The sequence below is a fragment of the Citricoccus sp. K5 genome, assembly GCF_902506195.1.
Lineage (GTDB): Bacteria > Actinomycetota > Actinomycetes > Actinomycetales > Micrococcaceae > Citricoccus.
Genome location: NZ_LR732817.1, coordinates 2,762,190 through 2,785,730 on the forward strand (window position 1 = coordinate 2,762,190; position 23,541 = coordinate 2,785,730).

The 23,541-nt window shown below is 69.8% G+C and carries 21 protein-coding genes; 10 read left to right on the plus strand and 11 right to left on the minus strand.

Going from position 1 to position 23,541, the window contains the following annotated elements; translation table 11 throughout:
* Positions 1-124 precede the first annotated feature (124 nt).
* Positions 125-1,036: an ABC transporter permease gene (locus BOSE125_RS12395; RefSeq protein WP_159552960.1), complete on the minus strand. Its 912-nt coding sequence runs from the start codon at positions 1,034-1,036 to the stop codon at positions 125-127.
* A complete protein-coding gene (locus BOSE125_RS12400; RefSeq protein ID WP_371300788.1) occupies positions 1,033-1,785 on the minus strand; it encodes an ABC transporter permease in 753 nt (250 codons plus the stop codon). The genes BOSE125_RS12395 and BOSE125_RS12400 overlap by 4 nt, the downstream gene beginning before the upstream one ends.
* A 523-nt stretch (positions 1,786-2,308) precedes the next feature.
* On the opposite strand from BOSE125_RS12400, the gene BOSE125_RS12405 reads away from it, so the two are divergent.
* From BOSE125_RS12405 to BOSE125_RS12420, 4 genes are all read left to right on the plus strand, one after another.
* Complete coding sequence (locus BOSE125_RS12405) at positions 2,309-3,214, plus strand: LysR family transcriptional regulator (protein ID WP_159552964.1); 906 nt, start codon at positions 2,309-2,311, stop codon at positions 3,212-3,214.
* A 68-nt stretch (positions 3,215-3,282) separates the two neighbouring features.
* A complete protein-coding gene (locus tag BOSE125_RS12410; protein ID WP_159552966.1) occupies positions 3,283-4,368 on the plus strand; it encodes an ABC transporter substrate-binding protein in 1,086 nt (361 codons plus the stop codon).
* Between the two features lie 50 nt (positions 4,369-4,418).
* Positions 4,419-6,125, plus strand: coding sequence for a thiamine pyrophosphate-binding protein (locus tag BOSE125_RS12415; RefSeq protein ID WP_159552968.1), 1,707 nt, complete (start codon positions 4,419-4,421; stop codon positions 6,123-6,125).
* 30 nt (positions 6,126-6,155) lie between these two features.
* Positions 6,156-7,199, plus strand: coding sequence for an ABC transporter substrate-binding protein (locus BOSE125_RS12420; protein WP_159552970.1), 1,044 nt, complete (start codon positions 6,156-6,158; stop codon positions 7,197-7,199).
* Between the two features lie 94 nt (positions 7,200-7,293).
* Here the strand turns inward: BOSE125_RS12420 and BOSE125_RS12425 are convergent, their stop codons facing one another.
* The 7 genes from BOSE125_RS12425 to BOSE125_RS12455 form a co-directional block, all read right to left on the minus strand.
* The gene (locus BOSE125_RS12425; protein ID WP_159552972.1) at positions 7,294-8,997 is read right to left on the minus strand and encodes a dihydrolipoamide acetyltransferase family protein; all 1,704 of its coding nucleotides are present in this window, start codon (positions 8,995-8,997) and stop codon (positions 7,294-7,296) included.
* 27 nt (positions 8,998-9,024) lie between these two features.
* Positions 9,025-10,098 (minus strand): alpha-ketoacid dehydrogenase subunit beta, encoded by a 1,074-nt coding sequence (locus BOSE125_RS12430; RefSeq protein WP_159552974.1) that lies wholly within the window; start codon positions 10,096-10,098, stop codon positions 9,025-9,027.
* Entirely contained in the window at positions 10,095-11,300 is a 1,206-nt protein-coding gene (locus BOSE125_RS12435; protein ID WP_159552976.1) for a thiamine pyrophosphate-dependent enzyme, read from the minus strand. Before BOSE125_RS12435 ends, BOSE125_RS12430 begins: the two co-directional genes overlap by 4 nt.
* Positions 11,301-11,454: 154 nt before the next feature.
* Positions 11,455-12,564, minus strand: a complete 1,110-nt coding sequence (locus BOSE125_RS12440) for a histidinol-phosphate transaminase (protein WP_159552978.1) — start codon at positions 12,562-12,564, stop codon at positions 11,455-11,457.
* Positions 12,565-12,653: 89 nt separating this feature from the next.
* Positions 12,654-13,295, minus strand: coding sequence for an ABC-2 transporter permease (locus BOSE125_RS12445; RefSeq protein ID WP_159552980.1), 642 nt, complete (start codon positions 13,293-13,295; stop codon positions 12,654-12,656).
* Positions 13,292-14,143, minus strand: coding sequence for an ABC transporter ATP-binding protein (locus BOSE125_RS12450; RefSeq protein ID WP_159552982.1), 852 nt, complete (start codon positions 14,141-14,143; stop codon positions 13,292-13,294). The genes BOSE125_RS12445 and BOSE125_RS12450 overlap by 4 nt, the downstream gene beginning before the upstream one ends.
* Positions 14,136-14,513 (minus strand): GntR family transcriptional regulator, encoded by a 378-nt coding sequence (locus BOSE125_RS12455; RefSeq protein ID WP_159552984.1) that lies wholly within the window; start codon positions 14,511-14,513, stop codon positions 14,136-14,138. The genes BOSE125_RS12450 and BOSE125_RS12455 overlap by 8 nt, the downstream gene beginning before the upstream one ends.
* A gap of 136 nt (positions 14,514-14,649) precedes the next feature.
* On the opposite strand from BOSE125_RS12455, the gene BOSE125_RS12460 reads away from it, so the two are divergent.
* Entirely contained in the window at positions 14,650-15,069 is a 420-nt protein-coding gene (locus BOSE125_RS12460; protein WP_159552986.1) for a phage holin family protein, read from the plus strand.
* Between the two features lie 27 nt (positions 15,070-15,096).
* Here the strand turns inward: BOSE125_RS12460 and BOSE125_RS12465 are convergent, their stop codons facing one another.
* Together BOSE125_RS12465 and BOSE125_RS12470 are read right to left on the minus strand one after the other, a co-directional pair.
* Complete coding sequence (locus BOSE125_RS12465; protein WP_159552988.1) at positions 15,097-16,695, minus strand: hypothetical protein; 1,599 nt, start codon at positions 16,693-16,695, stop codon at positions 15,097-15,099.
* A 1-nt stretch (position 16,696) separates the two neighbouring features.
* Complete coding sequence (locus BOSE125_RS12470) at positions 16,697-17,158, minus strand: hypothetical protein (protein WP_159552990.1); 462 nt, start codon at positions 17,156-17,158, stop codon at positions 16,697-16,699.
* Positions 17,159-17,397: 239 nt separating this feature from the next.
* On the opposite strand from BOSE125_RS12470, the gene BOSE125_RS12475 reads away from it, so the two are divergent.
* From BOSE125_RS12475 to BOSE125_RS12495, 5 genes are all read left to right on the plus strand, one after another.
* Positions 17,398-18,012 (plus strand): flavin reductase family protein, encoded by a 615-nt coding sequence (locus BOSE125_RS12475; protein ID WP_159552992.1) that lies wholly within the window; start codon positions 17,398-17,400, stop codon positions 18,010-18,012.
* Between the two features lie 139 nt (positions 18,013-18,151).
* Entirely contained in the window at positions 18,152-19,684 is a 1,533-nt protein-coding gene (locus tag BOSE125_RS12480; RefSeq protein WP_159552993.1) for a DUF1846 domain-containing protein, read from the plus strand.
* Positions 19,685-19,817: 133 nt separating this feature from the next.
* Entirely contained in the window at positions 19,818-21,281 is a 1,464-nt protein-coding gene (gene purB, locus BOSE125_RS12485) for an adenylosuccinate lyase (protein WP_159552995.1), read from the plus strand.
* A gap of 145 nt (positions 21,282-21,426) precedes the next feature.
* On the plus strand, positions 21,427-22,728 hold the full coding sequence (locus BOSE125_RS12490) for an acyltransferase (protein WP_236557975.1): 1,302 nt from the start codon (positions 21,427-21,429) through the stop codon (positions 22,726-22,728).
* A gap of 143 nt (positions 22,729-22,871) precedes the next feature.
* The gene (locus tag BOSE125_RS12495) at positions 22,872-23,525 is read left to right on the plus strand and encodes a trimeric intracellular cation channel family protein (RefSeq protein ID WP_159552997.1); all 654 of its coding nucleotides are present in this window, start codon (positions 22,872-22,874) and stop codon (positions 23,523-23,525) included.
* Positions 23,526-23,541 lie beyond the last annotated feature (16 nt).

A 23,541-nucleotide genomic window follows, 5' to 3' on the forward strand; every position in this document is an offset into this window, starting at 1 on the left:
GCCCGTGGTGGCTGTGGCAGCTGCGGAGAAGGTCTGGTCAGAAGTCATGGTGGCTTCCTTTTCGGTGTGAGACTCGGGGGATGAATCAGCGTGGACTGAATCGGGGCTGACGGGTTCGGTGGGCTCAGGCTGCATTCTCGATCTCCCTGAGGCCGTGGTACCAGCGCAGCACGTTGCGCTCGATCAGCTGGAAGATGAAGGACATGATCACGCCGATGATGCCCAGCAGCACGATGCCGGACCACATCTCCGGGATCGCGAAGGAGCGCTGGAACTGCACGATCGTGAAGCCCAGCCCGGAGGAGGCGGCGAACATCTCGGAGATGACCATCAGGATCAGTGCGATGGACAGTGACTGGCGGATGCCGGCCATGATCTGCGGCATGGCTGACGGGAGAATGAGGTAGCGGACCCGGTTGAAGCCCTTGATTCCGTAGGTGTGCGTGGTGTCCGCCAGGACCTCGTCCATGGACCGCACACCCTCGATGGTGTTCAGCAGGATCGGCCAGACCGCCCCGGAGATGATCACCGCGATCTTCATGTCGTCACCGATGCCGATCAGCAGCATCAGCACGGGGATCAGCACGGTCGGCGGGATGGCCCGGAAGAATTCCAGGGTGGGCTCGGTCAACGCCCGCAGCCACCGGACAGAACCGATCAGCAGGCCGCCGACGATGCCGATGACGATCGAGCCGGCGATGCCGATCAGCAGGCGGGTCAGCGAGGGGATCACGTCCGTGGTGATCCGGTCCCCGGTCCAGGTGGCGAAGAAGGTCTCCACCAGCAGTGCCGGGGTGGGCACGAAGAAGTTCTTCTCCCCCACCGCGGTGGAGATGTACCAGATCAGCACCAGCAGCACGGGCAGGGCTGCGATGAAGAACAGGCCCTTCAGCGCCCCGGTGGCGCGCTTGGAGGCAGGGCGGGGCCGCTGGGACCCCGAAGGGCCCTTCGGGGAGACGGCCCGGTTGGCCTGGGCGGCCCCGGTGGGGCTGTCCGGCAGGTTGGTGTGCGTGGCGAGGGGGATTTCGGCGCTCATGTGGCGACCTCCGTTCGGACCGAGGAGTGCCAGGACAGCACCTTGCGCTCGATCATGCGCATGACCAGGTTGATGAGGACGCCGAGCAGGCCGGTCGCCAAGATGAGGGCGTACATCGCCACGTAGGAGCCACCGGACTGGGCCTTGGCGATCTCGGCACCCAGGCCCGGGTTGCCGATGATCAGCTGGGCGGTGATCGCCAGGATCAGGGCCACGGCCGAGGCCAGGCGCACTCCGGTCATCAGGTACGGCAACGCCGTGGGGAAGATGACGTAGCGCAGCCGCGCCAGCGGACCGAGTCCGTAGGACCGGGCCGTGTTCATGGCCACGTTGTCCACGTCCGCCACCCCGTACAGGACCTGGATCAGCACCTGCCAGAAGGAGGCATACACGATCAGCAGCAGGGCCGACTCGATCTCCACGCCGAACAGCAGCACCGCCAGCGGGATCAACGCCACGGACGGCACGGGGCGCATGAACTCGATAGTCGAGTTCGTGAATCGACGCAGGAACGTGGACGAGCCGATCAGGAAGCCCAGCACGGTCGCCGCGATGCACGCGATCAGCATGCCCAGCAGCCACTGCCACATCGTGTCCCCGACGGCCTGCCAGAACGCGGTCAGACCGAAGTTGCGGAACAGGTCCGCGATGGCCTCCGAGGCCGGGGGCAGGAAGGTCGGGTTGACGATCCCGGTGCGCGGCAGCACCTCCCAGATCACCAGGAAGCCCAGCAGGCCCACCAGCCCCAGGGACTTGGTGCCCCAGTTGCGGCGCGGCTTGCGCGTGGCCCGGGATGGACCGGACGACGTCGGCCGACCGGTCACCCCGGACTGCGCCACCGAGGTGCGTGGCGCGGCCGGATCCGGCCGCGTGGGGATGTCGAGGCCGGCCACGGTGGCCGCATCGGTGTGCCGCCGGATATCTCCGCGGCGGCGGTCGGAACCATTGGAGGCCTCGAGACGGTGCAACCGCTCGATCTCCGATTCACGGTGGGTGTCTCCGGACCCGCCCGGGCCATGATGGCCCGGCGCGCCGGTGGACGGGGTTGGTTCAGTCATCGATCGAGGTGCTCCGCTCGCGACAGGGGGTGGTCGTTGGGGACGGCTATGCTGACATTTTCGTCAACAATATTGTGACCCGTCCCACAGGCTGTGACCAGACTAGACACGAGTGTGACTTAGTTCAACACTTCAACAATATTGACTTTCAAGTGAATTTCCGCCCGAGAGAAGCCGACTCTCCCGGCGGACCGCTGGAACCCAGGAGGCGCACATGCTCGATCTGAACCTCATCCGGGTCTTCGTCGCGGTCATGGAGGAGGGCACCCTGACCGCTGCCGCGGCACGCCTGAACCTCACCCAGCCGTCCGTCACGCACTCCGTCAACCGCCTCCGCCGCGCCACGGGCGATGAACTGTTCGCCCGCTCCGGCCGCGGAGTGGTGCCGACCCGGGCGGCCCGCCAGCTCTACGCGGAGGTGGCCACCATGCCCGCCGCGGCCGACGCCGCCGTGGCCAGCCTCGCGGACTTCGAACCCACCCACGCCGCCGCCACCTTCCGGATCGCCGTCACCGACCTCGGCCAGCTGGTCTTCCTGCCCCGCCTGGTCCCCGCCCTCGCCGCAACGGCGCCCGGTTGCAGCCTGGACGTGGTCCAACTGGACACCAGCACCGCCGCGGACCTGCTGGCGGCAGGGGACCTCGATCTGGCGATCGCGTCCGCCCGCCCCCGCGGTGAGGTCCACGCCCTGCCTCTGCGCCGTGACCGCTACGTCTGCATCGCCCGCCGCGGCCGCCTCGGACCGGGCCGCCCGACGGCCGAGGACATCTCCCGCGCCGCCCGGGTGGTCATCCGCGGATCCACCGGCCACACGCTCATCGAGGACCGCATGCCACCGCCCGCCGGCGGATCCGTGGCCGTCTCCAGCTTCTCCGCCATCCCCGCCCTGGTGGCCGGCACTGACCTGATCGCCTTCGTGCCGGAGATCCTCCTCGCGGAATGGTTCCACGCCTGGGACATCGAGCAATGGCCCCTGCCCTACGAGGACACCGACGTGACCGTGCACGCCTATGCGGCACCCCGGCCACCGACCTCGGCCACAGCCTGGTTCGTCCCCTGGGCCGTCGAGCAGCTCCAGGACCTCGGCACCACGAGCGCATCCAGGGCCCAGAACCCATAGAACCCGTCTATGCCTGACACGCAGAACGATCATTGGACCGCGTGTGATCCGCGTCATACGGTGCCTCTATGACCCCTCCATCGTTGACACCGTCACAGATCCCGCCGATCGCCCGGCGCCGTAGCCAGCCCCTCGCGCACCGCGGCCGCCTCCGGTCGCTCGCGGCCGGCGTCGGGATCCTCACCCTTACCCTGGGATTGGCCGCCTGCGGTTCCGGCTCGCCGTCCGGCGGCGAGGAGGCGACGTCGGCCGGCACGGAGGCCGGAAGCGGCTCGGAGGACCTGACCCCCATCCGGGTGGGAGCCATCCCCATCGGCGATGTCGCCCCGATCCACGTGGGCGTGAAGGAGGGATTCTTCGAGGAGGAGGGCCTGGACGTCGAGGTGGTGAACACCTCCGGCGGCGCCATCGCCGTGCCCGGCGTGGTGGCCGGTGACTATGACTTCGCCTTCGGCAACACCGTCTCCCTCATGGTGGCCCGGGATCAGGGCCTGCCGCTGCAGTACGTCGCCAACGGGACCACCACCACGGGCGAGGAGGGCAAGGACTTCGCCGCCGTCATCGCCCTGGAGGACTCCGAGCTGGAGACGACCGCAGACCTGCAGGGCCAGACCGCCTCCTCGAACAACCTGATGAACATCGGCGACACCTCCATCCGTCTCGCCGTGGACAACGCTGGCGGTGACGGCGCGGATATGGACTTCATCGAACTGGCCTTCGGCGATGCCGCGGCCGCCGTGCAGAACGGCCAGGTGGAGGCGGCCCTCGTCCTGGAGCCCTACCTGACCCAGTCCCTCGACGCCGGCCTGAAGGCGGTGTCCTGGCCCTACGCCGAGGCCCATCCGGACCTGGACATCGGTGGCTACTTCACCACGGAGGAGGTCATCGAGCAGCGGCCGGAGGACGTCGAGGCGTTCACCCGCGCCATGCGCAAGTCCATGGAGTACAGCCAGGAGAACCCGGACGTGGTCCGCGAGGTGATCGGCGAGTACACCGAGACGGACCCGGAGATCCTCGAGCGCATCACCCTGCCGCGGTTCAAGGCCGACTTCTCCCGCGAGGCCATGACCGCCCTCGGCGAGGCCGCCGTGAAGTACGGCGTCATCGATGAGGCCCCGGACCCGGACGCCCTGCTGCCGGAGGGAACCGAATGACCACCACAGCGCTACAGCCTGAGACCACCGCGAAAGGACCCCAGCCAGCCATGAAGGTCAGTGAGGCCGTCGGCCGCGTCATCGCCCGCATGGGCGCCGCCCACGTGTTCGGCGTGGTGGGCTCCGGCAACTTCCGGGCCACCAACGCGCTCCTCGCCCCCAGCGAGCAGCGTCCGGATGGCGTGCCGTTCACGGCGGCGCGGCATGAGATGGGCGCCGCCTGCATGGCGGACGCCTATTCCCGCTCCACGGGCCGGCTCTCCGTGGTGACCGTCCACCAGGGCTGCGGACTGTCCAACGCCCTCACCGGTATCGGCGAGGCCGCCAAGTCCCGCACCCCCGTGCTGGTCATCTCCGGGGACACCCCGGGCGGGCAGTACGGCTCCAACTTCTACATCGACCAGGACAAGGTGGTCGAGGGCATGGGCGCGGTGCCCGAGCGGCTGCACTCCCCCGCCTCCGCCGTGGCGGACACCATCCGCGCCGTCACGCGGGCTGTCAACGACCGGCGCACCGTGGTGCTGTCCATGCCCCTGGACGTCCAGGAGGGCACCATCCCGGAGGGCCAGCGAGCCCTGGTGGAATCGGTGGCCCCGCCCGTACCGCCCACACCGGCCGGTGCCTCGCCGGAGGCGGTCGAGCGGATCGCCGAGCTGCTGGCCGGCGCCGAGCGTCCGGTGATCGTGGGCGGTCGGGGTGCCGCGGCCGGCGTCGGGCCCATCCGGGACCTGGCCGAGCGTGCCGGTGCGCTACTGACCACCTCGGCGGTGGGGCGCGGGCTGTTCCACGAGGATCCGTGGCACCTGGACGTGATGGGCGGCTTCTCCACGGACGGCGCGGCCGAGCTGGTGCGCGAGGCGGACCTGCTGTTGGTCTTCGGCGCGGCCCTGAACCGGTGGACCACCCGGGACGGCACCCACCTGCGCGGCAAGACCGTCATCCAGGTGGATGACACCCCGGCCGCGTTCGGCCTCCACTACCCGGTGGATCTGGAGGTGTTGGGCGACGCCGGCCTGACCGCCGCCGCCGTCGACCTCGCCCTGGCGGCGCGGCTGGGTTCCGAGGCATCGCGCACCGGATACCGCACGGAGGCGGTCCGGGCGCGGGTCGAGTCCTCGTTGAATTGGCGGGACCAGCCCTTCGAGGACGTCTCCGAACCCGTGGTCGAGGGCGAGCCGGACAGCGGGCGGATCGATCCGCGGCTGCTGACCAACCGGCTGGATGAGATGGTCCCGATGGAGCGCGTGGTGGTCCCGGACGGCGGCAACTTCAACGCCTATCCGGCCATGCACTTCCGGGTGCCGGACAACACGGGGTACTGCGTGCCGCTGGCGTTCCAGTCGATCGGCCTGGCCCTGTCCAGCGCCATCGGATCCCAGTTGGCCTCCCCGGACCGGATCGCCATTGCCGGCGTGGGTGACGGCGGGCTGCTGATGTCCCTCGTGGAATTGGAGACCGCCGTGCGGCTGCGGATGCCGCTGATGGTGGTGGTCTACAACGACGCCGCCTACGGAGCCGAGGTGCACCACTTCGTCCACGAGACCGACCGCCTGGACACGGTGCAGTTCCCGCCGACGGACATCGCGGCCATCGCCGCCGGCTTCGGCTGCGCGTCGGTGACCGTGCGGCAGGGATCCGACCTGGGGGCCGTGCAGGAGTGGCTCGACGGGCCGCGGGACCGGCCGATCCTCATCGACGCGAAGATCGCCGACTTTCCCTCGTGGGTGCTGGCGCACAGCTTCGCGGCCGGCGAGTAGAGAATCCCGAGTAACGAGAAACGAGAAACCATGAATACCCGAATTGCCCGGTCCTCTCTCCTGACCCGCCGACGTCTCCTGGCCGTCGGCACCGCCACCGTCGTGGTCGGCGCCGCGTCCGCCTGCGGGCAGGGTGACCCCTCCGGGGGCGGTGACACCGCTGGCGGCCCCGATGCGGATGGCGGGACGGCCGGCGGCTCTGGCGATCTGCGCGCCGTGACGGTCGGGGCAATCCCGATCGTCGACGTCGCGCCCCTGCACCTGGCGAAGGAGCAGGGCTTCTTCGAGGAGGCCGGGCTGGACGTGACCATCGAGAACACCTCGGGCGGGGCCATCTCCTTCCCGGGGGTCTCCTCCGGCCAGTTCGACTTCGCCTTCGGCAACGTGGTGTCCATGATGGTGGCCCGGTCACAGGGCATCGGACTGAAGTTCTTCTGCTCCGGCAGCACCACCACGGGAGAACCCGGCGAGGACAACGTGGCACTCATCGCGGCCCCGGGCTCCGGATTCGAGAGCATCCGCGATCTGGCGGGCAAGACGCTGTCCTCGAACCAACTGGCGAACATCGGGGACACCGCGTGCCGTCAGGTCATGGACAAGGCCGGCGGAGACGGCGGGTCCCTGGAGTTCATGGAGATGGCCTTCCCGGACGTGCAGGCGGCGCTGGAGAACGGACAGCTCGACGCCGGGGTGGTGGTGGAGCCCTTCGTCACCCCTGCCCTGGAAGCCGGCATGGTGGCCGTCTCCTGGCCGTATGCGGAGGCCAACCCCGAGCTCGACACCGGTGGGTACTTCGCCAGCGAGGAGACCCTCGAGAACAATCCTGACCTGGTGCGGTCCTTCCGGGAGGCGCTGGTCCGCGGCTTGGAGTATGCCCAGCAGAACCCGGACGAGGTCCGCCGGATCACCGGCACCTACACCCAGACCCCACCGGAGGTGCTGGAGAAGATGAAACTGCCACGGTTCCGGCCCGAGTTCAACCTGGAGGCCCAGGAGGAGCTGGCCGAGACCGCCCGCACCTACGGGACGGTCACCGGGGAGCTGTCCGTGCCGGACATGTTCGCCGAACTCTGAGGCGCGCCCTGCCCTCCGTTTTCAGTCGATTTGGGGTGGGTGGTGGGCTTAAACACCCACCCCAAGTCAACTGAAAGTGCAGGTGGTGCCGGCGCTACTCCAGCAGGAGGGCCGGCTCCTCCATGATCGCGGCGACGTCCGCCATGAACCGGGCGGACAGGTCCCCATCCACCACGCGGTGGTCGAAGGAGCCGCCCAGGGTGGTGATCCACCGCGGGATGACCTCCCCGGAGACCACCCAGGGCTTCTGTCGGACGGTCCCGAAGGCCACGATGGCCACTTCGCCACGGTTGATGATCGGCGTGCCCGTGTCGATGCCCAGGGCGCCGATGTTCGTGATCGAGATCGTCCCGTCAGCCATCTCGGCCGGCTGCGTCTTGCCGTCCCGGGCCCGCCTGGCCAGGGTCCCGAGGGCCTCGGCCAGGTCGCGGAGGGACAGCTCGTTGGCGTTCTTGACGTTCGGCACCAGCAGCCCCCGAGGGGTCGCGGCGGCGATCCCGAGGTTCATGTAGTGCTTGACGAGGATCTCCTCGTCCGTCCACGAGGCGTTGACGTGCGGGTTGCGCGCGGCGGCCCAGATGACGGCCTTCGCGAGGATCAGCAGCGGGGTGACCTTGACGCCCTCGAACTCACGGGAGGCCTTGAGGCGCTTGACGAACTCCATCGTCCGCGAGGCGTCCACGTCCACGAAGATCGAGACATGCGGGGCGTCCCGGTAGGACTCGGAGACGGCGGCGGCCGTCGCCTTGCGCACCCCCTTGACGCGGATCCGCTCGGTGCGCCGCGCGTTGTCACCGGTGTCCGGCATCCAGAACGAGCCGGAGGTGTCGATGTTCGTCTCCCGCTCGGCCAGGTAGTCCTCCACGTCCGTCCGCGTGACCTCGCCGAACTGTCCCGTGGCCCGCACCTTGGTCAGGTCCACGCCCAATTCCTTGGCGATCCGCCGCACCGGCGGCTTGGCCAGCACGCGCTCGAACAGTCCCGCCACGTCAGTCTGGCGTTCGCGTCCCGCTGCCACCAGGTTCCCGACGGCGGCCGGCAGCCTCAGCCCGCGCGTCGCCGGGGCGCTGGCGCCTCCTGGGACTGCCGGAGCTGAGCGCTGGGCGGCGGCGTCCTCACTGGCCGCTGGAGGCACTGCAGGCGCTGCAGGCACGGCTGGGTCAGCTGGATCAGCTGGGCCCGTCGGAGCGGTGAGTCCCGAGGTGTCTCGGACGGGCTCCTCGCGCAGCCTCGGGCTCCAGGACGGCGCCACCGCGGCCTGCCCGGACGGCTTCCGCGGGCGGCGCGTGGCCGCATCCGCCTTCGGCCCGGAGCCGGTCAGCGCGGCACCGGCTCCGCCGGCCGCGCCGCCCTCGGCCGCGTTTACACGGGCCGCGCCACCAGAGGCCGCAGCACCGCGAGCGGACGGCCCGGCGGGATCGCCGCCGTCGGTCGGAACGGGGGCCTCTTCGCCGACTCCGTCCTCGGCAGTGTCACCGGATGCTGCCTCTGCTTCGGCCGTCATCGTGTATCCGGTCTCCGCGGTCGCCGGGGCCGAGCCCTCGGGGGAACCGTCCGGGGAGGCTGCCGTGGTGATGCCGATGATCGGGGTGCCGACCTCGATGGTCTCCCCGGCCGGGGCCATGAGCTCGGCGACGGTGCCGGCGTAGGGACTGGGCAGCTCGACCAGGGACTTGGCGGTCTCGATCTCGCAGAGGACGTCGTTGACGGCCACCGTGTCCCCCACGGCCACGCGCCACTCCGTGATCTCTGCTTCGGTCAGGCCTTCGCCGACGTCCGGCAGGGTGAAGATCTCCATGGGTGCCTCCCGGCAATCAGTAGGCGTTCAGTACGCGAAGGTGCGGTCAACGGCGTCGAGGATGCGGTCCAGGTCCGGCAGGTACTGCTCCTCCACCCGGGACGGCGGGTAGGGCAGGTGGAAACCGCCGATGCGGATGATCGGGGACTCGAGGTGCAGGAAGGACCGCTCGGTCAGGCGGGCGGCGATCTCCCCGCCGAGTCCGCCGAAGGTGGGCGCCTCGTGGGCGATCACCATGCGGCCGGTCTTCTCGAGGGAGGCCTGCAGGGTGTCGAAGTCGATCGGGGACAGCGAGCGCAGGTCCACGACCTCGATCGAGCGCCCGTCCTCTGCGGCGGCGTTCGCGGCCGCCAGTGCCACCGGGACCAGGGGGCCATAGGCGGCGATCGTCGCATCGGTGCCGGTGCGGACCACCTGGGCCTGGAAGGCGCCGAGCCCACCGTGACCCTCCGCGGCCAGGTCCACCTGGCCCTTGAGCCAGTAGCGGCGCTTGGGCTCAAAGATGATGACGGGGTCCTGCGACTGGATGCCCTGGCGTGTCATCCAGTAGGCGTCCTGGGCGTTGGACGGGGTGATGATCCGCAGGCCGGGGGTGTGGGCGAACAGCGCCTCGGGCGATTCCGAGTGGTGCTCGATCGAGCCGATGCCGCCGCCGTAGGGAATGCGGATGGTCACCGGCACGGTGGCGGTGCCACGGGTGCGGGCACGCAGTTTGGCCAGCTGGGTGGTGATCTGGTTGAAGCCCGGGAACACGAAGCCGTCGAACTGGATCTCGGCGACGGGCCTGTAGCCGCGCAGGGCCAGGCCGATGGACGTGCCGATGATGCCGGATTCGGCCAGCGGTGAATCGACCACGCGCTCGGCGCCGTAAGTGGCCTTCAGCCCCTCGGTCACGCGGTAGACACCGCCCAGGGAGCCGATGTCCTCGCCCATGAGCAGGGTCTTCGGGTCGGCGGCGAGTTCATCCGCCAGGGCCCGGTTGATGGCCTTGGCGATGGTCAGCGTCTCGACGGCGTCCGCCCCGACCGCAGGCTGGCTGGGCTGCTCGGCTGACGGCGCTGCGGCCCGGCCTCCTGGCAGGGTGGTGCTCTCGGCGCTCATGCCCGACTTTCCTCATCGGCTGTGTCTGCTGACTCTGTCTCGTCCGCTGCGTCTGCGAAACCGGCCTGCCACGCACGGTGCCAGGCCTTCTCCTCGGCCACGAGCGGATGCGGTTCCGCATACACCGTGTCGAACACGGCCTCCAGCGGCGCGATGGCATCCCCGGTCATGGCCAGCACGGCCTTGCGGCTCTCGGCGGCCAGCCGCTCCCCCTCGGCGGCGACATCGGCGAAGAACCCGTCCGGGTCGGCGCCAGCGGCGCCGGTGGCGCGTAGGTACTTCTCCAGGCGGGCCATCGGGTCGACGCCGGCCCAGGCCGCCTCCTCCTCCCGCGTCCGGTACTTCGTGGGGTCATCGGCGGTGGTGTGCGCTCCGACCCGGAAGGTGTGGGCCTCCACCAGGACGGGACCGGCTCCGGTGCGGGCCTGTTCGGCGGCCCACGCGGTCACCGCGTACATGGCCAACGGGTCGTTGCCGTCCACGGTGACGCCCTCGAAGCCGTAGCCCGCGGCGCGCTGGGCGAGCGGGACGCGGGTCTGGGTGGAGGCGGGCACCGAGATGGCCCACTGGTTGTTCTGGCAGAAGAACACCACGGGCAGGTTGAAGCTGGCGGCGAAGACCATGGACTCGTGGACATCGCCCTCGGAGGAGGCGCCGTCCCCGAAGCACGCCAGGGCGATCTGGCCCTTGCGCCGCAGGCGATCGGCGTCCCATCCGGCCTGGTCCCGCTGGATGCCCCACGCGTAGCCGGTGGCGTGCAGGGTCTGAGCGGCGAGCACCAGCGTGTAGGGCTGGAGGCGGTGGTCCTCGGCGGTCCAGCCGGCATGCGCGGCCCCGCGGAACAACTCGAACAGTTGACCCGGGGTGACGCCGCGGCCCAGGGCGAAGAGGTGCTCGCGGTAGGTCGGGAAGATCCAGTCGGAATCGTGCAGCGCGGTCAGGGCGCCGGCCTGGGCACCCTCCTGGCCGATGGCGGGGACCCACAGGGCGAGTTGGCCCTGCCGCTGGAGGGAGGTGCCCTCGGAGTCCACCCGGCGCTCGGTGGCCATGAGCCGGTACATCCGCTGCAGGGCCGCCTCGTCGAGGCCGGCGAGGTAAGGCGTGAACCGGGTGTCCTGGTGCAGGGTGCCGTCGGCGTCCAGCAGGCGGACGGCACCGTCAGGCAACTCGGTCGCCGTGGTCGGCGGCTGCGGTTCGTTCACGTGGAACTCCTTCTCCCCCGGCACGTCCGGCGCCGGTCCGGGGTCAAGCCTAGTCGCGCCGGGCCCTACTCGCGCGTTGAACGACGCCGGGCCAGCGCCTTGAGCCTCCTCCGCCGCTCCCGCGGTACGCGCCCGGAGGGTGGGGGCTGGGAGGTTAGGCGGCCGGCGTCGGACCTTCGGGGAAGTCCGCGCAGAGCTGGAGGAAGCGCGTGTTGGCCTCCTCCTCGCCGATGGTGACCCGGACGCCCTCGGTGCCGAAGCCGCGCACGGCCAGCGCCTGACGGCCGGCCGCCGCGAGGAACTCGGGCGTGCGGTCCCCCAGGGGCAACCAGACGAGGTTGCCCTGGGAGTCGGGGACGTCCCAGCCGAGATCGGCCAGGCCGGTCAGCACGCGCTCACGCTCTGAGACGACCTTCGCCACGCGCTCGTTGACCTCCTCGATGTGATCGAGGGAGGCGATGGCGGCCTGTTCGGCCACCGAGGACACGGCGAAGGGTGTGGCCAGCACGCGCAGGTACTGGGTGACGTGCGGGTGGGAGACGGAGTACCCGACCCGCAGGTTGGCCAGCCCATGGGCCTTGGAGAACGTCCGCAGCACCGCCACGTTCGGGTGCCGGCGGTAGACCTCCAGGGCGTCGACGGCGTCCGGCTGGGTGATGAACTCGGTGTAGGCCTCGTCGAGCACCACCAGCACGTCCTGTGGGACCTGCGCCAGGAACGCCTCGACCTCGGCGCCGGTGAGCGCGGGTCCCGTGGGGTTGTTCGGGGTGCAGACGATGATGACGCGGGTGCGCTCGGTGATGGCCGCGGCCATGGCGTCCAGGTCGTGGCGGAAATCGGCGGTCAGCGGGACCTGGATGTCCCTGGCCCCGGCCGACCGCACGACGATCGGGTAGGCCTCGAACGAACGCCACGCGTAGATGACCTCATCCTGGGTGCCGTCCGGGTGGGTGCCGGCGTAAGTGGTGATGATCTGCGTCAGCGCGCCGAGGGAGCCGGCCCCGGTGACGATGTCCTGCGGGGAGATCTGGAGGTGCTCGCCGAGGCGCTCGCGCAGGGCGGTGGACAGCGGGTCCGGGTAGCGGCAGATGTCCGTGAACCGCTCCATGACCGCACGGACCGCGGGCACCGGGCCGTAGGGGTTCTCGTTGGAGGACAGCTTGTAGGGCGTGAGCCCCTCCACCAGGGCGGCCGGCTTACCCGCCGCATAGGCCGGGAGCTGGCTGAGGACCGGGCGCGGGCGAATGGGCTGCGGTTCGTTCATGGCTCACCAGCCTACGGCGCGTCTCCCTGATCGGTAGTCGGCGCGGCCGAAAAGGCGTTGCTGACCGCGCCGATCCCCGCAGGTGTGCATCAGAGTTGCCGGCTGCGGTACAGCCGCACCGACATGACCGTCCCGACCGTGATGCCGATGGCTCCGAGCAGGAAGCCGCCGCCGACCACGAATCCGAGCGGTATGCCGGCCGTTGCATCGACCACCGGATCGAGCAGGCCCGTCGCCTGGGCCACCCACGCGAGGCCGGCGACGACGAGCACGGGCCCGTAGCTCATCAGCCGACCGCGCGAGTAGCCGATGCGGAAGAAGACGGGCAACTGCAGTGCGATGGACAGGCCGACGAAGGCGAAGGCGGCTGCATGGGCGATCAGGAGTATCTCAGGAGCGAACTGATCTCCGCGGGCCATCGCCATGGCGACGGTGACGGCAGTCGCCAGCGCGGCCGCCACCAGGTAGTAGACGACGAGCGAGAGGGCGCGCCCGATGACGACCGAGCGCCGCGCGAGCGGCAGCACGCCGTAGAGGATGTCGAGGCGCCCGCGCTCGTCGCCGAGGAACGGTGTCGAGACCATCAGCGAGCTGACGGCGGAGGCTGCGACGACGGCCATCCCGGGGACGGGAAGGATCATGCCCACCACCAGGACGAAGAGCAGCGTCAGGAGCGTCTGCTTGCGGGGAAACCAGGTCATCAGGTCGAAGCGCGTGAACGTGGCGATCATGCCGGGACCTCCTCATGGTCGGCGGCCAGGTGGATGATGATGTCGTCGATACTCGCGGCATCGATCACCGCCTCGGGCCCGAATGCGGCGGAGTCTGCCATGCGGATCAGGGCGAACCACTGCTCGCCCGAGCGCTGCAGGCCGAGAACAGGGCCTGTCGGTGCCGCCCCCGAGCCGCGGACCATCGCAAACTCCTCGACTGCCTCCGGCAACGCGCCACGGTGGGCGATCCGCCCGCCGACGAGGACGACGAGTTCATCGGCGAGGTCGGTCAGGTCGGTGGTGATGTGGGTCGAGAACAGCACGGCGCGCTGCGGATCCAGCATGAACTCGCGGATGATGGCGCCGATCTCGCGGCGCGATGCCGGGTCGAGACCGCTGGACGGCTCGTCGAGGATCAGCAGCTCGGGGGCCGGCGCCAGCGCCGTGGCGAGGGAGAGCTTGACCCCTTGCCCGCGCGAGAGCTCGCCCACACGCTGCCCCGGTGGCACGGAGAGCCGGTCGAGCAGCTCATCGAATCGGTGTTGATCCCATCCTGGGTAGAAGGGCGCGAGGCGCCGGCCGAGGGAGTTCACCCGCCACTCCGGCGCAGCTGTCGGATGGTCGAGCACGATGCCCGTCCGGGAGAGGGCCTCGGGTGAACCGGCAGGGCGTCCGACGATCTCTACCGTGCCGGAGTCGGGGAGGACGAGGCCGAGCAGGGACCGGATGGTGGTGGTCTTCCCGGCGCCGTTGGGGCCGACGAGACCGACCACGCTGCCGCGGGGGACGGTGAACGAGATGCCGTGGATTTCGAACGCCGGTCGTCGTACGCGCAGGTTGTCGATCCGTGCCAGGTGGTCAGTCATCGTTCCTCCAGGTCTCGTCGAGGCGGTGGTGGATATCGGTCTTGCTCAGTCGGGCGTGGCGGGCGGCGATGCGCAACTCCCGGAGCACGTCATCGACGCGCTCCTGCAGAGCCGCCCTCGCGATCCCCGGCTCGACCTCGAGTACAACGAACCCGCGCCCATGCTCACTCTTCACGAGCCCTTCAGCGGCGAGGTCGTTGTAGGCGCGGGTGACGGTGATGATGCTCACCCGTAGATCGGCCGCGAGCTGTCGCAGCGAGGGCAGGGCCTGTCCGGCCTGGACCTCTCCGGAGAGGATCGACGACCGGACTTGGCCCTTGATCTGTTCGTAGATGGGTGTGCTCGAACTGGTGGACACCACGACCCGCATGTGCGCTCCTACTGTTTACTAACACCACAACAGTAGAACAGCTGGGGGCCTCCTGCCAAGGGGTCTTCGCCCATCCCGGGCCGGCGGCCTGCCCTATTTCTCCGACGTCAAGCATCAGACGTGGGACGATGGCCCCATGGTGAAGTTCCTCCTCCGCGTCATTGTCAACGGCCTGGCCCTCTGGGTGGCCACCCTGATCCTGCCCGGCATGGAGGTCATCCCCTCCGACACCGTCGGCGACACGGGCGACACCACCCTGAACACGGTGATCGCCTACCTCGTCATCGGGCTGGTGTTCGGCGCCGTCAACGCGGTGGTCAAGCCGATCATCTCCCTGCTCGCCCTCCCGCTGACCTGCCTGACGCTGGGCCTGTTCACGGTGATCATCAATGCCGGCATGCTCATGCTGACGGTGTGGCTGACCTCCTACCTGCCGATGCAGGTCACGGTGGACGCCTTCTGGTGGACGGCGGTCTTCGCGGCCATCATCGTCTCAGTGGTCTCCATGCTGGCCAACGGGGTCTTCGGGCTCAACCGCTCCTCCTCTCGGGACTGAGACGCGTGGTACCGGTGCCGTGGGAGATCAACGGTTCCGCACACTATGCAGCAGCCCGGGCCGGATTCCCGTAGGCCGCCGGTCCGGCCGTTTATCGAGCGGGCTGCGGGGGTTGCCGGGGCGGGTCCGCTCCAGCTGCACGCTCCGCGTCACCCCGCCGCCTGCTGCCAGAGCGGCGATGTGCTCGAGTGCCGGAGCCTGCCGCGCCACGTCCGGGTTTCGGTCCAGCAAGGCCGCGTGGAATGCGTAGTTCTCGAAGGCATGGCCGGACATCATGTCCTTCCCCTCGGGATACAGGGACTCGTCGTAGCCGCTCACGGTGATGGTGGCACGGTTCGCAGCTTGCGGATTGGCCCGTCCGTCCGCAGCCGCGGGAAGATCCTCATCATGCTCCAGGTGTGCCGCCTCCACGCTGGCCGGGACGCTGATCTCGCCGGTCGGTGAGCCAATCGTGAACAGGCCCTGCACGTCATAGTTCTCCGCGATCCGGGCGTCCGCGGCGATCCGGGCCGCGTGGAGGCCGCCCTGGCTGTATCCGGTCAACACGAGTGCATCGTCCCGTCCCGCCCCCGCCGCCCGAAGGGCCTCGTCCACGGCGGCGGAGACGTGCTGGGAGTCCAGGGCCAACGCCTCGGCGTTCCCGCCCATGTCCCACGGGTTGGTGGACCAGCCGTTCGCGTCGTGGAAGTCCCCGGTCTGGGTTCCCGGGAGGGAGACGAGCCACACCGCCTCGGAGGCGCCCGGACCCTCCGGGGTGAACTTTGTGATCTGGATGGACCCAGGAGCGGCCTGGCGGGCCAGATTCAGGTGGGACATCACGTTGGAGATGGGCCCCTCGCCCTCCGCCGTCCAGGTCTCCTCCCACTGCTCGGCCGGTGGCAGCCTGTCCTTGACGCGCACCGGCCCGATCTGCACCAGACCGGTGGCCCTCCCCAGCGACGTGGCCAGGGGGTACAGCTGCTCTGGCCCGGACAGTGCGCCTGTGGCACCCTCATCCCGGGCCGCCCTCCCGGCAACATCCGACGCCACGCGGAAACCCACGCCGAGTCCCAGGGACAGTGTTCCGAGCAGTCCCGCGATGACCTCGGGAGCCGCCTGGATGGCCAGTTCCGTGATCGGCTGCGGGATCGGCTCGTTGGAGAGGGCGAGCACCCCAGCGGAGACGAAGGCGGCATGGCCGGCCAACTCGATGACGGCGCGCTGGGCGGCGGCCTCCGCGTTCCGGTAGGCCTCGGCCGAGGACCGCACACCGAGGTACAGCACATCGGCCTCGGCACTGATGGACAACAGCCCGGAAGACAGTGTTGCGGTGCGTGCCGCCAAGGCCCGGCCCGCTCCGGTCTGCGCCGCTGCCAAGGCCAGGAGGGAGCCCGCCCCGGCAGCCCGCACCGACAGGGCCGCCGCCTCGTCCGTGGCCGCGGCCAGCAGGAGGCTGCCCCGTTCCAGATCGTCTAAGTTGGCGTGGATGCTGGTCGGCCCACCGTGGACGGAGTACGACACCGGCGCCTCGCCACGTCCGCCCTCCATCCGGCCCGGAAAGCCGTCCAGCAGTCCGGGGCGGCCGACGCCGGCGGGCACGGTTGCGGTCAGGGTGCCGGGCGCAGCCGCGGCCACCGGTCCGGCCACCTCAGCACATCCCCAGGGTCGCGGCGCTGCCCACCGTGGCCTTGACGGTGTTGATGCTGGCCCGCAACTGGCCGATCCGCACGTGCAGCTCGTCGATCGCAACGCGGGCCACCACCGCGGATTCCTCCGCCAGTTCGGCCAGGTCCGCCGCCCGCCCACGCAGACGGTCGCTCCGGTCCAGGAACGCCGCCCCGGCCGGCGAGCGCCAGTCCAGGGCCGAGAGGCTGTGGACCGACTCGGCCACCCCTCGGGTGCCCGTCCCGACCAGCCGCAACTCCTCGACCACCTGGTACAGCTGGGCCACCGCCGCCTCCAGGAGACGGAGCTGCTGCTCGTCACCGAAGACGAGGTCCAGGGCCGTTCCGACCGCCGGACACAACACGTCCGGATCGATGACCGGAAGTGGCAGGGTCCCACCCGCCAGCCCTTGGACCACCGGCGTTCCACCGTGGGGTACTGTCATGCCCGTCCTCCCGCCCTGCACTGCCCCGGTTTCCGCCGGCACAGCCCCGTCTTCCCTACTGCCCTCGACGCTAGGCAGTCCCGTCGGGCTCCACGTGGTTGTCAGGGGCTATTGGGGACAAGCCCAGAGCAATCGACCCGCTGTGGAGGACCCCACCGCGGCGCCGGACACGACCGCGGGAGGTGACCGGCCGTCGTCGGGCACGGCATCCATTCCGCCGCTCCTGCCAGACTGTCCCCATGAGCACCCAGCGCACCGAGTTCGATCCAGCCACCCTCGGCGACCGCGAGACGACCCTGCTGGTGAAGTCGATCCTCATCCCGCGGCCCATCGCCTGGGTGGGGACGGTGGACGCGCACGGAACCGCCAACCTGGCCCCGCACTCGTTCTTCACGATGGTCTCCGAGGAGCCGCCGATCGTGATGTTCTCCTCGACCTCACGCAAGGACTCCCTCAACAATGCCGAGGCCACCGGCGAGTTCACGGTCTCGCTCGTCTCCCGGCCGCAGTTCGAGGCGGCCAACCAGACCTCGGCGCGCTATGCCCCGGAGGTGAGCGAGTTCGAGGCCGCCGGGATCGAGGCCGAGCCCTCGGCCGTCGTCGTGCCCCCGCGGGTGGCCGGTTCGCCCGCGGTCATGGAGTGCGTGCTGGAGAGCATCATCCCGGTGGGCGGGAACTTCATGGTGCTCGGCCGCGTGGTGCACGTGGCGGTGGACACGGACACGCTCGACACGGATGCACGCGGCCGCACCCTGCCGCTCGCCCAGAAGCTGGACCCGTTGACCCGCCTGGGCCGGAATGAGTGGGGCACCCTGGGCGAGGTGCTGGCGATCGACCGACCGCAGGGCGCGTAGCCCAGCGGAGCTCTGGCCCGGGTGCTAGCTTGACGTCGTGGCCTCGTCGATTTCCCCCTCCGCTCCATCAGCCCCCGAATCCCCTGAATCCCCCGCTCCGAGCACGCTATCGGCCTCCGCGCCCGGCGACTCTGAGGACATGACCGGGGCTGCCTCGTCAGCAGCGCCGAATGGCCTGCCGGGCCACCGGACGGGTTTCGACCGGGACCGCTACCTGGACCTGCAGTCAAGCCACATCGGGGAGCGCCGCCAGCAGATCGGCGGCAAGCTGTACCTGGAGATGGGCGGGAAGCTCTTCGACGACCACCACGCCTCCCGCGTCATGCCGGGCTTCACACCTGACAACAAGATCGCCATGCTCGAGCGGATCAAGGACGAGCTCGAGATCCTCGTCTGCCTCAACGCCAAGGATCTGGAACGCCAGAAGGTCCGGGCCGACCTGGGGATCCCCTATGAGGAGGATGTCCTCCGGCTGATCGACGTGTTCCGCGAGCGCGGCTTCCTGGTGCAGCACGTGGTGCTGACCCAATTGGAGGACTCGAACCAGGTGGCGCAGGCCTTCAGTGAGCGCCTCGAGCGGCTGGGGCTGACGGTCGCCCGGCATCGCGTGATCCCGGGCTACCCGCAGGACACCAGGCGGATCGTCTCCGAGGAGGGCTTCGGAAGGAACGACTACTCCGAGACCACCCGGGATGTCGTGGTGGTCACCGCTCCCGGGCCGGGCTCCGGCAAGCTCGCCACGTGCCTCTCGCAGGTGTATCACGATCATGCCCGGGGCATCTCGTCCGGTTATGCCAAGTTCGAGACGTTCCCGATCTGGAACCTGCCCCTGGACCATCCGGTGAACCTCGCCTACGAGGCCGCCACCGCGGACCTGGATGACATCAACCTGATCGATCCGTTCCACCTGTCCGCCTATGGCGAGCAGGTCACCAGCTACAACCGGGACGTGGAGGTCTTCCCGCTCCTGAAGGCCCTGTTGGAGAAGCTCACCGGCTCCTCCCCGTACGCCTCCCCCACGGACATGGGCGTGAACCTGGCCGGCAGCTGCATCGTGGACGACGAGGTGTGCCGCGAGGCCTCCCGCCAGGAGATCGTGCGCCGCTACTACAAGGCCCTGGTGGATGAACGCCGCAATGACCGCGAGGCGGACATCTCCGAGCGCGTGGCCATGGTGATGTCCCGGGCGGGCTGCGGCACCGAGGACCGCGCCGTCGTCGCACCCGCCCTGGCGATCGAGGATGCCACCGACGCTCCCGGCTCCGCCATCGAGCTAGCTGACGGGACCATCGTCACCGGCAAGACCTCTGACCTGTTGGGCTGTTCGGCGGCCATGCTGCTGAACGCGCTGAAGCACCTCGCCGGGGTCGAGGACAGCGTCCACCTGCTCTCACCCGCCGCGATCGAGCCGATCCAGACCCTCAAGACCGACCACCTGGGCTCGAGGAACCCGCGACTGCACACGGATGAGGTGCTGATCGCCCTCTCCGTCTCTGCCGCCTCGGATCCGAACGCGCGGGCGGCGCTGGCCCAGCTGCGCAACCTGACCGGTTGCGACGTCCACACCACCACCATCCTGGGCACCGTGGACGAGGACATCTTCCGCAACCTCGGCATGCTGGTCACCTCGGAGCCCCGGTTCCAGCGCAAGGCGCTGTACCGCAAGAGGTAACCGCAGGGAACCCGCATCAATTGCCGGATTTCACCCCGGTGCAGTCGGCCGGCACCGGGGCGGAATCCGGCACCTGATGTCTCCTCCGTGTACAGAACCCGGCGCACATGCCAGGGATGGAAGAATGACAGCCATGCCTGAGTCCTCCGCCCCGCACCAGCCCGCCTCGCCCGCCGCCTCCCCCAACACCGAGGGCACGACGCCGGCCCGCCAGTCCCTGGCCGACGCCGGCATCCCGCTGGGCCCGCTGGACGGCCGGTACCGCTCGGCCGTCGCCCCGCTGACCGAGCACCTCTCCGAGGCGGCCCTGAACCGCAACCGCCTGCACGTGGAGGTGGAGTGGTTCATCCACCTCGCTCGCCACCAGGTGTTGCCCGGGCTCACGCCGCTGTCCGAGGCACAGGAGGCGGGCCTCCGCCGGATCGTCACCGACTTCGACCAGGACGGTGTGGCCGAGCTGGCGGCCATCGAGAAGGAGACGGTCCACGACGTCAAGGCGGTGGAGTACTACATCGGCCGCCGGCTGCCGGAGCTGCAGCTGGAACACCTCACCCCGCTGGTGCACTTCGCCTGCACCTCCGAGGACATCAACAACCTGTCCTACGCCGTGGGCGTGCGGGACGCGATCGGCGAGGTGTGGCTGCCGGCTGCACGGGCCGCCGTCGGAACCCTCCGCGAGATGGCCGAGACCGCCGCCGCCGCGCCGATGCTCTCCCGCACCCACGGGCAGCCGGCCACGCCCACCACCCTGGGCAAGGAGATGGCGGTGTTCGTGCACCGCCTGGACCGCCAGCTGAAGCGCATCGAACAGCAGGAGTACCTGGGCAAGATCAACGGCGCCACCGGCACGTACGCCGCGCACCTGTCCGCCGTCCCGGACGCCAACTGGCCGGAGGTGGCCCGCACCTTCGTCGAGCACCTCGGCCTGACCTGGAACCCGCTGACCACGCAGATCGAGTCGCACGACTGGCAGGCCGAGCTGTACGCGGACATCGCGCGATTCAACCGGATCCTGCACGGGTTCTGCGTGGACGTGTGGAGCTACATCTCCATCGGCTACTTCGCGCAGATCCCGGTGGCCGGGGCCACGGGATCCTCGACCATGCCGCACAAGGTCAACCCGATCCGCTTCGAGAACGCCGAGTCCAACCTCGAGTTGTCCAACGCCCTGCTGGACTCCCTCGGTTCCACCCTCGTGGAGTCCCGCTGGCAGCGCGACCTGACCGACTCCACGTCCCAGCGCAACATCGGCAATGCCCTGGGCCACTCGGTGCTCGCCCTGTCCAACGTCACCAAGGGCATGGCGCAGCTCAAGGTCGCCGACGCCGTGCTCGCCGAGGACCTGGACCACAACTGGGAGGTCCTCGGCGAGGCCGTGCAGACGGTGATGCGCGCCCAGGCAATCGCGGGGGTGGCCGGCATGGACAACCCCTACGAGCGGCTCAAGGAGCTCACCCGCGGTCACCGCGTGGACGGGGAGCGCATGCGCGAGTTCGTGCAAGGCCTGGGCCTGGAGCCCGACGCCGAGGCTCGCCTCATCGCGCTCGCCCCCGACTCCTACATCGGCCTGGCCGAGGAGTTGGCCCGCGGGATCTGACCGGACGCCGGCACGGACCCGGCCATCTCCGGGCGAACCAGGTCCTTGGGTGCCAGCGGTCCGGTCTCAGGCCCCTCTCCGGTAGGGGGCCAGTCGATACCTGTGGGTGATGTGGCCGGTGAAGCCGCGTCCATACCTTCACAGGGTGAACCTCATCAACGACCTCACCCTGATCAACGACCCGTCACGGCTGCCCCGGCGGCTCGGGCACACCGCCGAGGCACCCCTGCCGGCCGGTCGCGATACCGGAATCGACCTGGTGCGGGCGTTCTGCGTGGTTGTGGTGGTGCTGTTGCATGCGCTGATGGCTGGTGTCACGGTGGGCGGGGCCGGCCCTGAGTTCGTCAACACTGCTGAGGGGGCGGCGTGGTTCACACCCCTGACCTGGGTGGTACAAGTCATGCCCCTGTTCTTCGTGGTCGGTGGATTCGCCGGTTCGATCGCCTACCGCCGCCTCCGGCACCGGGGCGGCACGCCCGTGGACTTCCTCGCGGGGCGCGTGCACCGGCTCCTCCTGCCGGCAGTGTTCTCGATCGGCGCGGCCGGGGTGGGCCTGGCGATGCTCGCAGCCGGGGGCGTCCCCGCCGACCTGGTGCTGACAGCGGGATTCCGGTATGGCCAACCGCTCTGGTTCCTTGCGGTCTTCTTGGTCTGCCAAGCGCTGTTGCCCGCCCTGGTCGCCGCCCACGACCGCGCCCCGCTCGGCAGCATCCTCGGGCTCACCGCAGCCGCAGTGGCCGTCGAGGTGCTGCGCACAACCACCGGCCTGGAGGTCATCGGGATCCTCAATCTCGCCTTCGTCTGGCTCACCCTGCAGCAACTGGGATTCTTCCTGGCCGACGGTCGCCTGGACGCCCTGGGCCGCCGCACCGTGGTCATCACCGGCTTGGGCGCCGTCACGCTGCTGGCCGGATTCTTCATCACCGGGATCTTCTCGCCGGACCTCATCGAGAACCTGAATCCGCCGACGCCGGCCCTCCTCCTGGTCGGCGTGGCGCAGACCGCCCTGCTCTCACTCGTCCGCCCCACACTGACGCGCCTCAGCACTCGCCCCCGCATCGCCGCGGTCACGGGCTTCGTCACGCCGCGCACCATGACCATCTACCTCTGGCACATGCCCGTGCTGCTGACCATGGCCGGCGCCACGGCACTGCTGGCCATGGACACGGGCGTGGTGCTGCCCGAACCTTCCAGCGCCGCCTGGTGGCTCACCCGCCCGCTGTGGCTGGGCATCGCCGCCGTTCTCACCACCGCGGCTGCGTGGGCCCTGGCAGCAGGCGAGCAACGCCGGATGCCGCCGCCTACGGCCTCGGGTGTCCGCGCGGCGCAAGCTGTGCTGGCCGGACTCGCGGCCGTGGTCCTCCTGCTGGTGGCCGGCACCACGGTGCTGTCCGCCACGGCCGCGGTCTGCCTGCTCGTGGTGGCCCTCCGCCGGATCCGTCGATAGTACGGGGTTCGTGGATGCGCCTATCCTGAGGGTCCACGGGGTCTCCGGCGTCCTACATGCCGGACCCCTCTCCACGGTCACCGACGGTCCGAGTGACAGCACCCTGCCCGCGGCACATCAGAGACGTCAAAGGAGGGACGGACATGATCGAGGCCCCCGAGGCGCCGGCCTATCTCGAGACGCTGCTGCTGGTCCTGGACCTGTGGGGCGTATTCTTCTTCGCCGTCTCCGGCTGCCTGCTGGCCGCCCGACGACAGTTCGACATCATCGGCTCGGTGTTCCTGGCCTTCCTGGCCGGGCTCGGCGGCGGCGTGGTGCGGGACCTCATCATCGACGACGGGGTCCCCAACGCCTTCGCCAACCCGCTGTACCTGATCCCGCCCGCCGTGGCCGCGGCGCTCGTGTACTTCCGGCTCATCACCCAGGGCCGCCTGCGCCGCACGCTGCTCGTCTTCGATGCGGCCGGCCTGGCGCTGTTCTGCGTCACCGGCACCCGCACGGCCCTGAGTGCGGGGATCGAGCCGATCATGGCCATCCTGCTGGGAGTGGCCACCGGTGTGGTCGGCGGCCTACTGAGGGACGTGGTGGCCAACGAGGTTCCCGAGATCTTCAACCGCCACGGGCTCTACGCTGTGCCCGCGCTCCTCGGCGCCGGCCTGAGTTCGCTGCTGTGGACGCTAGATGTCTTCAATTGGCTGACGGCCGCCCTGGTGATGATGGCCGTGTTCGCGTTCCGTCTGATCTCATTGCGCCGCCGGTGGATGGCCCCCAACGCCGCACGCAGCACCGAGCCTTGAACCGGCGCGCGCGGCG